Here is an 11,825-nt window from a genome sequence, read left to right as displayed (position 1 = left end):
CGGCTCAGACAGGGAGACCGCACCATGTCCCGTTATCCCATGCGAAAGCCCGCGGCCTTCGCCGCCAGCAGCGCCAGGCATCGGCTCTTCCGGGGGCTGGGGCTGGCCGCGCTCCTCTTGGCCCTGGCCGGCTGCATGGCGCCGCGCCCGGGGGCCGACCTGCCCCCCTACGGCGACAGCGTGCGCCACACCAAGGCGATCCAGGCCTATTCCCCGGGCGACGAGGTGCCAGCGCTGAACGGCGACAAGGCGGCCTCGGCGATACGCGCCTATCGCACCTCGGCCGGCGGCGGCAGCCCGGCCTCCGGCGGCGGCACGTCGGACGGTGTGATCGGCATCTTCAGTGCACCGCCGGGCGGGAGCATGCCGTGAGCCAGCGGTGGCGCTCCCGGGACAGGCGGATTTCAACGACAGGCAGGTGACACGATGCGCAAACGACTCGAAATACTGCTGGCGGGTCGGGCCCGTGAGGAGCTGAAGGCCCTGGAGGCGCTGCTGTGCAGCCAGGGCGATATCCAGGTGATCACCCGGCTGATGGTCAACGGCCATGTCGACGTGCTGGAGGACATCAGCCCGCTGCCCGATGCGCTGGTGCTGATGGTGGGGGAGTACCACTGGGAAGCCGAGCTGATGGCGCTGTGCGAACGGCCGGCCAGCCAACGCCCGCCGCTGCTGGTGGTGGGGCCCAAGGGCAACGTCGAGCTGATCCGCCTGGCCATGCGCGCCGGGGCGCGGGACTTCTTCTCGCCGCCCATCGACGACAGCGAGATCATCCAGTTCCTGCGCGAGCTGGCGCGCGATCGCCAGATGGAGCCGGACAGCGTGGCGCGCACCACCGCGGTGATCAACGCCAAGGGGGGCTCGGGCGCCAGCCTGGTGGCGGCCAACCTGGCCCATCGCCTGGCCCGCCAGGAGTGCGCCACGGTGCTGGTCGACATGGACGTGCAGTTCGGCTCCCTGCCGCTCTACTTCAACCTGGTGCCGGACCATGGCCTGGTGCGGGCGCTGGAGTCGGCCGACAGCCTCGATGGCCTGGCGCTGGAGGCCTACCTGCAGCGCCACGACAGCGGCCTCGGGCTGCTTGCCTCCTCGCCGGGCGACCACCTGGGGGTCGGCGAGGTGCCCGAAACGCGGGTCGAGCAGCTGATGCAGGTGCTGAGCGGCATCAACGACGAGGTGGTGGTCGACCTGCCGCGCTGGCTCAACGGCGCCAACGCCTGCGTGCTGGAGCATGCCGATCGCGTGCTGATGGTGATGCAGCAGAGCGTCGCCCACCTGCACGATGCCCAGCGCCTGCGCGACGTGCTCGTGCATGAACTGCGTATCTCGCCGACGCGCATCAGCGTGGTGGTCAACCGCTACGACAGGAAGCACGACGTCGATCTCGGCTCGATCGGCGATGCCCTGCCGGGCCTGTCGTTGCACACCCTGCCCAACGACTTCAAGCGCGCCAGCCACAGCATCAACATGGGCAGCCCGCTGCACGATTTCGCCCCCAAGGCACCGCTGACGCGCCAGCTCAAGTCATTGGTCGAGGCGCTCGAGCAACCTTCGCCGGGCCATTACCCGGCCAGGAAACGCTCCCTGCTGGGCTGGGCGCTGCCTCGCCGGCACTGAGCGGCGCAGCGGCCATTTGCATGACGAGGCGCAAGGCATCGGGAACCACTGGGACCACTCGGGAGAACGACCATGAATCTGCGTGAGCGAACACCCACTTCGACCAGCGACGAGATGCGTGCCGGCTGGGCCGGGCGCGGTGCCGGGCGGCTGTCGCAGGAGGAGCAGGAGTACAAGCAGAAGCTCTTCCGCAAGCTGGTCAAGGTGATGGATCTCACCCTGCTGAGCACCCTCGACGAGCGCGAGGCGCGCCTGCAGGTGCAGCAGGTGTGCGAGTCGCTGATGAGCAAGGAGACGCTGCCGTTCAACGCCGGCGTGCGTCAGCGCATCGTCAACGAGCTGCAGGACGAGGTGCTGGGCCTGGGGCCGCTGGAGACGCTGCTCGCCGACAAGACCGTGTCCGATATCCTGGTCAACGGCACCACGCCGATCTACGTGGAACGGCGCGGCAAGCTGGAGCAGACCACCCTGCGCTTCGACAGCGATGCCCACCTGATGACCATCATCGATCGCATCGTCTCGAGCGTGGGGCGGCGCATCGACGAGTCCTCGCCGATGGTGGACGCGCGCCTCAAGGACGGCTCGCGGGTCAACGCGGTGATCCCGCCACTCGCCATCGACGGCCCGATGCTCTCCATCCGCCGCTTCGCCGTGGAGCGCCTGGGGGTCGAGAGCCTGGTCGAGTACGGCAGCATCTCGCCGGAGATCGCCCGGCTGCTGGAGAAGGTGGTCAAGGCGCGGCTCAACGTGCTGGTTTCCGGCGGCACCGGCGCCGGCAAGACCACGCTGCTCAACATTCTCTCGGGCTTCATCCCCCACGACGAGCGCATCGTCACAATCGAGGACTCGGCGGAGCTGCAGCTGCAGCAGCCCCACGTCGGGCGCCTGGAGACGCGCCCGCCGAACATCGAGGGCAAGGGCGAGATCAGCCAGCGCGACCTGGTGCGCAACAGCCTGCGCATGCGCCCCGACCGCATCGTGGTCGGCGAGGTGCGCGGCGGCGAGGCCTTCGACATGCTGCAGGCGATGAACACCGGGCATGACGGCTCGCTGACCACCATTCACGCCAACACGCCCCGCGATGCCCTGACGCGGATCGAGAACATGGTCGCCATGAGCGGCTTCCAGCTGCCGCCCCAGGCGCTGCGCTCGCAGATCGCCTCGGCCATCGACGTGGTGGTGCAGGTCGAGCGCCAGGAGGATGGCGTGCGCCGGCTGGTCAGCGTGCAGGAGGTCAGCGGCCAGGAGGGCGAGATCATCACCATGTCGGAGATCTTCCGCTTCGAGCGCGAGGGCGTCGACGCCGACGGCAGGGTGGTCGGCCGCTACCTGGCCACCGGCGTGGTGCCCGGCTTCCACGATCACCTCAAGCGCCGCGGGCTCGACCCGGGCCTGGAGATCTTCCAGAACACGGGCGGGGGCCGGCGGTCATGGATCTGAGCGGCCTGCTGGACATCGAGCTCTCCGACCAGGCCATCGTCATCGGCATGGTGTTCGTCGCCGTGCTGCTGCTGATGCAGAGCTTCCTGGTGCCCGCCTTCGGGGAGAACCGCCAGGCGCAGAAGCGACTCAAGAAGCGCCTCAAGGCCATCTCGGGCGAGGCCCGGCCCGACGAGGTCTCGCTGGTGCGGCGCAAGTACCTGCGCGAACTCTCCCCGCTGGAACGGGCGCTGGAGGCGCTGCCGGGCATGGCGCGCCTGGAGCAGCTCGTCGAGCAGGCCGGCAAGGAGACCCCCGCCTACCGGGTGGTGCTGGCATCGCTGCTGCTCGGCGGCGTGGCGGGTGGGGGCGGCTACCTGCTGCTGCCGCTGCCGATCGCCGTGCTGCTGGGCCTGGGGGCGGCAGCGCTGCCCTTCCTGCGGCTGCAGCGGCTGCGCAACCAGCGCCTGGCGCGCTTCGAGGAGCAGTTGCCCGATGCGCTGATCATCATGGCGCGCGCCCTGCGCGCCGGCCATCCGTTCAGCGATGCCATGCACCTGGTGGCGGAGGAGATGGCCGAGCCGGTGGCCGGCGAGTTTCGCACCACCTTCATGGAGATCAACTACGGCGGCGACGTGCGCGGCGCCCTGCTGGGCCTGCTGCGCCGCGTGCAGAGCGTGACGGTGATGATCTTCGTCACCTCGGTGCTGATCCAGAAGGAGACCGGCGGCAACCTCGCCGAGCTGCTCGATGGCCTGGCCAGCGTGGTACGCGACCGCTTCCGCTTCCAGCGCAAGGTGAAGACGCTCTCCGCCCAGGGGCGCATGGCGGCGTGGATCCTGTCGCTGCTGCCCTTCGTCCTGGCGGGGGTGCTGACGCTGGTCTCGCCCAATTTCATTCCCATGCTGACCGGCGACCCGATCGGGCGCCAGCTGGTGGTGGCGGCCTTCGTCATGGTCATCATGGGGATCCTGTGGATGCGCAAGATCGTGCGCATCGAGGTATGAGGAGGGCTGGCGATGGATTCCTGGATGCAATGGCTGCAACCGCTGAGTGAGCGGCTCGACGATCCCCAGACCCTGCAGCTGGTCTTCGGCGGCCTGCTGGGGCTGGCGATCTTCGCCCTGCTGATCGCCATCATGTTCGTGGTGATGGGTTTCTCCGACCCGCTGCGCCGTCGCCTGCGCCGCCTGGAGGCGAGCGCCGCCGGCGGCACGGCGAGCACCGAATCGGCGCTGGGCGACTGGCTCGGGCCCATGGGCGAGCGGCTGGTGCCCACCGAGGAGGAGGCGCGCAGCCGCATCGCCCAGGAGCTACGCCGTGCCGGCAAGCGCTCGCCGGGGGCGGTCAACCTGTTCTTCGGCGTTCGCCTGCTGCTTACGGTGGTCCCGCCGATCCTGCTGCTGCTGCTGGTGCCCTTCGTGCGGCTGGAGCCGGCGGTCAGCGTGATGCTGGTGGCCATCTCGGCGATCGCGGGTTACCTGCTGCCGCGCTTCTGGCTGGAGCGGACGATCAAGCGCCGTACCCTCCTGCTGCGCCGCGGCCTGCCCGATGCCCTCGACCTACTGGTGGTGTGCAGCGAGGCGGGCCTGGGCCTGGGTGCCGCCATCCAGCGCGTGGCCCGCGACCTGGAGATCAGCCACCCGGAGCTGGCCGAGGAACTGCACCTGTTCGGCCTGCAGACCCGGGCCGGCATGGACAACAAGGCGGCGCTGCGCGACCTGGAGGAGCGTACCGGGGTCGACGACATCCGTGGCCTGGTGACGACGCTGCTGCAGAGCATGCGCTTCGGCACCAGCATCGCCATGACGCTGCGTCTCTTCGCCGCGGAGCTGCGCGACAAGCGCACCCAGGAAGCGGAGGAGAAGGCCGCCAAGGTCAGCACCAAGATGCTCTTCCCGCTGATCTTCTGTGTATTTCCCAGCTTCTTCGTGGTGGCCCTGGGGCCACCCCTGCTGGGCGCCATGGCGGCATTGGCCGGGCGTTGACCCCGGCCACTCCGCCTCCAACCCACTACGCCTCGGGGAGAGTCACATGAAACTCAAACTCAGGAATTCGGTTGCTTGTCTCGTGCTGGCCCTGATCCTTGGTGGCTGCGCCAGCAATGCGCCACGCTCGTCGGAATCGGACCCCTATGCGGCGCTGGGGGGCAGCAGCGATTCGCTGGAGTACAACACGGCCTTTCCGGTCGCCTCGCCCGAGGAGGCCTATCGCAACGGGGCCAGGGCGCTGAGTGCCCGCGATCCGGACCGGGCGCTGTTCGAGTACCTGCGCGGCCTGCGCATGGAGAAAAAGCCCCAGGCCGATCCGCTCTATCGCATCGGCATCATCCACCATGGCCGGGGCAACCATGACCTGGCCGAGAAGGCCTACCGCTGGGCGCTGGAGATCGACGGCAGCCACATGGGCGCGCGCACGGCGCTGGGCGTCGCGCTGCTCGAGCAGCGCGAGTTCGAGAACGCCGAGCGGCAGCTGCAGCCCTTGGCCTCGCGGCCCGATGCACCGTGGCAGGCACACAACGCACTGGGCGTGATTGCCGACATGCAGGGCAACTACGAGCAGGCCCGCAGCCACTACGAGAAGGCCCTGGATGTCAGCCCCAACACGCCGCTGGTGCTCAACAACCTGGGCTATTCACGCTACCTCGCCGGCGACTGGGACGACGCCCGCCGCTCGTTGCGCCGTGCGGTCAATGCCAACCCCAGCTACGAGCTGGCCTGGCGCAACCTCGGCCTGGTCTACGCACGGGAAGGCGACTTCGAGACGGCGGTCGAGGCGGTGGCGCGCAGCGGCGACCACGCCAAGGCCTATAACGACATCGGCTACATCTCGATGCTGGAGGGCCGCTACGCGGATGCCATGGGCTTCTTCGAGGAGGCGATGCGCCTGTCGCCCGCCTACTACGTGACTGCCAGCCAGAACGCCAGGAACCTGGACAGCCTGATGCGGCGCCAAGGCGGCCGGAAAACTGCCAACTAGGGGCACAAGGGGAGAGGCGGCCATGAAAAGGGTGCGCTCGTTACACAGGCAGAAGGGGACCGAAGTGGTGGAGTTCGCCATCTCGGCCACGCTGTTGTTTCTCCTGCTGTTCGGCATCATCGAGTTCAGCGTGGCGCTCTACGACAAGGCGACGCTGACCAATGCCGCCCGGGAGGGAGCCAGGGAGGGGATCCTGTTCAAGCCGCAGCCGCGTGACCTGTCGGCCGAGGATGCCGCCATCGAGCAGGCCATTCGCGACTACGCCGAACACTACCTGATCTCGCTGGGAGGGCCGGCGGAGATGGCCATCAGCGTCGCGCGATCCGATCCCGGCATGTCGCCTGGCAGCGATGTCACCGTCACCGTCGATTACTCCTACCAGTTCCTGCTGCTGCCCGGTTTCGTCAGCTCCCTGGGCGAGATACTCGAACTCTCAGCGACCACCACGATGCGAGCGGAATAGCCATGAACACGCAAGGATCACAAGGGGCCTTGTGGCGCCGGGGGGCGCCGGGCAAGCAAGGGGGGGTGTCCATCGTGCTGGTGGCGCTGGCGCTGTTCATGCTGCTGGCCTTCACGGCGCTCTCGGTGGACGGGGGCAATCTCTTTGTCGCCCGCAACGAGCTGCATAACGCCGCCGATGCCGGGGCCCTGGCCGGGGCACGGTTCCTGTATACCGAGGATGGGAGTTCGGTCAACCCGCAGGCCAATGCCCATGCCGAGTCCGCTGCCAAGGCGAACAACAGCCAGAACAGCGAAGTCGAAGTGGTGAGTGTCAAGCGTGGGCACTGGAGCTTTGGTTCGCGAACCTTCACCCCGGATGAGTCCCTCGATCCCGTGGATCTGCACGAAAAGACCACAGCTGAGCTTGACGTGTACGATCCGTATGAACCTTTCATCAATGCCGTCGAGGTGGTGACGGCGCGGGAACAGACACCGGTGGCGGCCTTCTTCGGCCGTGTGCTTGGGTTCGAAGGCTACGAGGCATCCGCCCGCGCGGTGGCGTATATCGGCTTCGCGGGTACTCTCAGGCCCGAAGACGTCGATCAGCCCATCGCCATGTGCCGCGAAGCCATTACGGACGGGGACTCCTATTCATGCGATGTGGGGCGGTTCATTCCCGAAGGAGACCAGACGGGGGGGTGGACGAACTTTGCCCACGATGACAGCGGCGCATCGAGTGCCAGCGAGCTGAAAGCCCTTATCTGCGGCGACGGGAATCCCGAAGAGATGCACTTCGGGGAGGACATCTCCACCAACAACGGCCAGGTCCAGGCGGCTTTCCAGGCGCTTTACGAATGCTGGGTCGAGGAAACGGACAAGGAGCGCCTGTGGAGTCTCACGCTTCCCGTCGTCGACTGCGAGGAGGGGATCGCACCGAGCAACCCGCTGGTAGGCGCGGTAAACCTGAATATCGCCTGGATCGTGGATCAGGCCAACAAGATCGATGATGACGCCCCCTGGAAGATGGAGGAGCCGCCTGAAGATAGCGAGGGGGTCTCCCCCGGCACCTGGGAAAATTCCGATCCCGATGGCGTGACGCGCTGGGACGATTTCGTGACGGCGATGAATATCCGCGATTCCGATGGCAGCCTGGCAACGTGGAGCAGTGATTCGCAGGAGAGCGGCTGGCGTCAGAAGAGCATCTACTTCCTGCCCAGCTGCAGCTATCACGAGCCCAAGGGGCAGTCGGGCGGGGAGAATTTCGGCATTCTGGCGGAGATACCCGTGCTGGTGGATTGACCTCCGCCCCGGTAGGGCAGCGCTGGTTCCGGCCAGCGCTGCGCGCGCTGCCGCAATGCAAGAGACACCGGGGCGAGGTCGCTCAGCTCGACGCGCGAAGGCTCAGGGCGACAGCCTCGGTGCTGCCCGTTTCGGGCAGTGCCTTGCCGGCTGGCGAGGCGGCGTCGCATGGCTCCGCCGCCAGCCTGGTCGCCTCGATGGCGGTGGCAGGGCCGGGCAGATTCAGCGACTGACGGTAGAGGGTCGGGGTCTGGCCGACGTGCTTCTGGAAGGTGCGCGTGAAGTAGGAGAGGTCGCGAAAGCCGACGCTGAAGCAGACATCGGTGATCGAGACCTTGGGGTTGGCCAGCAGCCGCTGTGCCTCGGTGATGCGTCGCTCGAGCAGGAAGCCCTGGAAGGTGGTGTTGGTCAGCTTGCGGAACAGCCGACTGAGCTGGAAGGCGCTCATGCCGCAGCGCTCGGCCACCTCTGCCTGGGCCACCTTCTGGTGGAGGTGCTGTTCGATATAGCTGATGGCTCGATCCAACTGGACGCGCTGATGGTTCGACGAGTGGCAGTGCAGGCGGGCTTCGGCGGGAATCTGGTTGCTCAACTCCGCCGCCGGCCGCCTCGCCTGCGTGCCGGCGTTGGCCGACCTCAGCTGCGCGAGGCTCTCCAGGACCGCCAGGAACCTGACGAGATCGACCGGCTGCACGAAATAATCCCATACCCGGGTCCGGAAGGCCCACACCGCCAGGCTCTCGGAGTGTGCCTGGGTGATCATCAGCAGGGGCACCGAGGGGGCACGCTGCTTGGCCTGCCTCAGGTCGGTGAGGCCCTGGAGATCGGGATAGTCGAATTCGAAGCAGGCAGCAATGGGGGGCTCGGCGAGCAGCAGCGGAAGGGGATCCTGCTCCTGGGTGACGAACTCGATCGCATAACCTTTTTTTCGCAGGGCACGTACGTACTCCTTTTCCACGGGGTCATTGAGCGTACGTAGCACGACGAGAACGTAGGCGTGGGTGGACATAGGCAGCGTCCCTCCGGTATCCCTTGCGTGATAATGCGTTATAAGTTCTTCTTGGTGACTCTGGTCATTTGTGTAGTTCTGTATATATTGGAGGGTCAGGTGTAACCTTTTGTGATGTGCGTGTCTTATCAAATGTAATTTAAGATCACGGGTTAACCTGGATTATATTTCTCATCCTTTGGTCGTATATTTATAATAATAAAGTCTGAATTAGATCTCTGCGAAGTAAACTCGTCGATCTCAAGCACGCCATGCCCGGAGGCCCCGCGGCCTTGGCCGGTCGTCAGCGAATTCTGCTAGAATCGGCCCCCTTTTCCATCATCGGTATGCCAATGTCGTCTCCAGGGTTCGATGTCGTCATCGTCGGTGCGGGTGCCGCCGGGTTGATGTGTGCGCTCACGGCGGGGCAGGCGGGGCGGCGCGTGCTGGTGCTCGACCACGCCAACAAGCCGGGCAAGAAGATCCTGATGTCCGGGGGAGGGCGCTGCAACTTCACCAACCTGGCCACCGGGCCGGCCAACTTCTTTTCGGCCAACCCGCACTTCTGCATTTCGGCGCTCAAGCGCTATCGCCCCGAGCACTTTGTCGAGCTGGTCGAGCGGCATGGCGTGGATTACGTGGAGAAGGCGCCGGGCCAGCTGTTCTGCGCCCACTCCGCCAAGGAGCTGCTCGCCCTGTTGCTCACCGAGTGCGAATGGGCCGGGGTGGAGCTGCGGTTGAAGACCGCCGTCGAGCGTATCGAAACCGCCGGCGAGGGCATGCGGCTCGCCACCTCCATGGGGCGCATCGAGGCCGGGGCGGTGGTGATCGCCACCGGCGGGCTCTCGATTCCCACCCTGGGCGCGACCGGCTTCGGCTACGATATCGCCCGTCAGTTCGGCCTGGCGGTGACCGAGACGCGCCCGGCGCTGGTGCCCTTCACCCTTACCTCCCAGTGGAAGGCACGCGTGGCCGACCTGGCCGGCGTGGCCTGCGACGTGGCGGTCAGCGCCGTGCGCGACGGCCGGCGCCTGGGGCCGGGGCGTGAACGCTGCTATCGCGAGCCGATGCTGTTCACCCACCGCGGCCTCTCCGGCCCGGGCATGCTGCAGATCTCGAGCTACTGGCAGCCAGGCGACGAGCTCGAGGTCGATCTGTTGCCCCACCTCGCGCTCAGCGAGGCGCTCGCCGCGGCGCGTCGTGAGGCTCCGCGTCGCCAGCTCTCCACCTGGCTCGGCGAGCGCCTGCCGCGGCGCCTGGCCCAGGCGCTGACCGAGTGGCACGGCGAGGACCCGGTCCTGGCCGAGCTCTCCAATGCCCGCATCGAGGCGTGGCAGCAGCGCCTGCAGCGCTGGCGCCTCAAGCCGGCCGGCACCGAGGGCTGGCGCACCGCCGAGGTGACCCTGGGCGGCGTCGACACCGCACCGATCTCGTCGAAGGATTTCAGCGTCGAGGGGGTGCCGCAGCTGCGCTTCATCGGCGAGGTGCTCGACGTCACCGGCGAGCTTGGCGGCCACAACTTCCAGTGGGCATGGGCCTCGGGGGTGGCCTGCGGCCTGGCGCTGTAGCGCTGGCGGGGCGTGCCTGCGTGGCCCTCGGGGCGACAAAATCTTACCGAACGTAACCGGGGGTGGCGCGGGGCGTTGCTACGCTGGTGGCATCGGTTCGTCTCGGAGCCTGCCGGACTTGACGACCGGATCTCGCACTGGATCCGCGTCAGGTCCGGCAGGCTCCCCCAGGATGTGGTTCGTCACAGGAGTGCGCCATGCCCCCGCTTGCCCACCAGCTGCAAGACCCCCATCAGTCGGAAACCCTCGATACCCTGCACACCAAGGAGTGGCTGAGACGCTATCAGCGCGTGCGCGAGGCCTCGGAGCGGCTCTGCGCCCCGCTGTGCACGGAGGACCATGTCATCCAGAGCATGGATGACGTCAGCCCGCCGAAGTGGCATCTGGCCCACGTCACCTGGTTTTTCGAAGCCTTCATCCTCGCCCCTTTCCACGCCCGCTACCGAACGCTAGACCCCGCCTACGACTTTCTCTTCAACTCCTACTACGAGACCCACGGCGTGCCGTTTCCGCGGCCCCGGCGCGGCACGCTGTCGCGTCCCACGGTGGCCGATGTCTACCGCTTTCGCGCCCACGTCGATGCCGCCATGGCCGAGCTGCTCGAATCGCCGCCACCCGAGCATGCCGGCGAGATCTTCCGGCGCCTGGAGCTGGGCCTGCACCATGAGCAGCAGCACCAGGAGCTGCTGCTCATGGACATCAAGCACATCCTGGCCCAGAACCCGCTGTGCCCGGCCTATCGCGACGACCTGGTACCGCCGCTGGCACAGGCGCCCGGCGGGCTGGCCTGGCTCGAGCATGCCGCGGGCGTCCGCCGCGTGGGCCACGATCCGGCCACCGGCTTCGCCTACGACAACGAGGGGCCGCCGCATCGCCAGTTCCTCGAGGCGTTCCAGCTGGCCAACCGGCCGGTGACCAATGGCGAGTTCCTGGCCTTCATCGAGGACGGCGGCTACACCCGCCCCGAGCTGTGGCTCTCGGATGGCTGGCAGCAGGTCGGCCAGGCTGACTGGCGGGCACCGCTCTACTGGGTGAAGCGCGACGATGGCTGGCACCACTTCACCCTGGGCGGCCTGCGCCCGGTCGACAAGAATGCCCCGGTCGTGCACGTCAGCTTCTTCGAGGCCGATGCCTATGCCCGCTGGGCCGGCGCGCGCCTGCCCAGCGAGGCGGAGTGGGAGGTGGCCGCCCGCGACGCGGCCATCGCCGGCAACTTCGTCGAGCGCGACCACCTGCAGCCGGTGGCGGTCCCGGCCCCGGGCGGGGTCGCGAGCCAGCTGTTCGGCGACGTCTGGGAGTGGACCGGCAGCGCCTACCGGCCCTATCCGGGGTTTCGCACCCTGCCGGGCACGCTGGGCGAGTACAACGGCAAGTTCATGTCGGGGCAGATGGTGCTGCGCGGCGGCTGCTGCGCCACGCCGGCGGACCATGTGCGACCGACCTACCGCAACTTCTTCCCGCCCCACGCCCGCTGGGCATTTTCCGGTTTTCGGCTCGCCAGGGAGGCCTGA

At 67.5% G+C, this 11,825-nt stretch carries 11 protein-coding genes; 10 read left to right on the top strand and 1 reads right to left on the bottom strand.

Features of this window, described 5'->3' with window-relative positions:
- Positions 1-24: 24 nt before the first annotated feature.
- From DIS04_RS04335 to DIS04_RS04300, 8 genes are all read left to right on the top strand, one after another.
- Positions 25-372, top strand: coding sequence for a hypothetical protein (locus tag DIS04_RS04335; RefSeq protein ID WP_111412469.1), 348 nt, complete (start codon positions 25-27; stop codon positions 370-372).
- A gap of 54 nt (positions 373-426) precedes the next feature.
- Positions 427-1,617 carry a CpaE/TadZ family protein gene (locus DIS04_RS04330; protein ID WP_111412468.1) on the top strand — a complete coding sequence of 397 codons (1,191 nt, stop codon included), beginning with the start codon at positions 427-429 and terminating at the stop codon, positions 1,615-1,617.
- A gap of 72 nt (positions 1,618-1,689) precedes the next feature.
- On the top strand, positions 1,690-3,057 hold the full coding sequence (locus tag DIS04_RS04325; protein WP_111412467.1) for a TadA family conjugal transfer-associated ATPase: 1,368 nt from the start codon (positions 1,690-1,692) through the stop codon (positions 3,055-3,057).
- The gene (locus DIS04_RS04320) at positions 3,048-4,043 is read left to right on the top strand and encodes a type II secretion system F family protein (RefSeq protein WP_111412466.1); all 996 of its coding nucleotides are present in this window, start codon (positions 3,048-3,050) and stop codon (positions 4,041-4,043) included. The genes DIS04_RS04325 and DIS04_RS04320 overlap by 10 nt, the downstream gene beginning before the upstream one ends.
- Before the next feature lie 12 nt (positions 4,044-4,055).
- Complete coding sequence (locus DIS04_RS04315; protein ID WP_111412465.1) at positions 4,056-5,024, top strand: type II secretion system F family protein; 969 nt, start codon at positions 4,056-4,058, stop codon at positions 5,022-5,024.
- Between the two features lie 46 nt (positions 5,025-5,070).
- On the top strand, positions 5,071-6,015 hold the full coding sequence (locus DIS04_RS04310) for a tetratricopeptide repeat protein (RefSeq protein WP_111412464.1): 945 nt from the start codon (positions 5,071-5,073) through the stop codon (positions 6,013-6,015).
- A gap of 22 nt (positions 6,016-6,037) precedes the next feature.
- Positions 6,038-6,478, top strand: a complete 441-nt coding sequence (locus DIS04_RS04305) for a TadE/TadG family type IV pilus assembly protein (protein WP_111412463.1) — start codon at positions 6,038-6,040, stop codon at positions 6,476-6,478.
- A 2-nt stretch (positions 6,479-6,480) separates the two neighbouring features.
- On the top strand, positions 6,481-7,758 hold the full coding sequence (locus DIS04_RS04300) for a TadG family pilus assembly protein (RefSeq protein ID WP_111412462.1): 1,278 nt from the start codon (positions 6,481-6,483) through the stop codon (positions 7,756-7,758).
- Positions 7,759-7,840: 82 nt separating this feature from the next.
- Here DIS04_RS04300 and DIS04_RS04295 read toward each other — a convergent pair whose 3' ends face one another.
- Positions 7,841-8,767, bottom strand: a complete 927-nt coding sequence (locus DIS04_RS04295; protein WP_111412461.1) for a helix-turn-helix transcriptional regulator — start codon at positions 8,765-8,767, stop codon at positions 7,841-7,843.
- Between the two features lie 332 nt (positions 8,768-9,099).
- Between DIS04_RS04295 and DIS04_RS04290 the strand changes: the two genes are divergently transcribed.
- Both DIS04_RS04290 and egtB read left to right on the top strand, forming a co-directional pair.
- Positions 9,100-10,314 (top strand): BaiN/RdsA family NAD(P)/FAD-dependent oxidoreductase, encoded by a 1,215-nt coding sequence (locus tag DIS04_RS04290; protein WP_422667476.1) that lies wholly within the window; start codon positions 9,100-9,102, stop codon positions 10,312-10,314.
- 197 nt (positions 10,315-10,511) lie between these two features.
- Positions 10,512-11,825: an ergothioneine biosynthesis protein EgtB gene (gene egtB / locus DIS04_RS04285; RefSeq protein ID WP_111412459.1), complete on the top strand. Its 1,314-nt coding sequence runs from the start codon at positions 10,512-10,514 to the stop codon at positions 11,823-11,825.

It is taken from the genome of Billgrantia lactosivorans (assembly GCF_003254665.1).
GTDB lineage: Bacteria > Pseudomonadota > Gammaproteobacteria > Pseudomonadales > Halomonadaceae > Halomonas > Halomonas lactosivorans.
The sequence above is the reverse complement of the archived record's forward strand: the minus strand, read 5'-3'. Positions and strand labels throughout refer to the sequence as shown.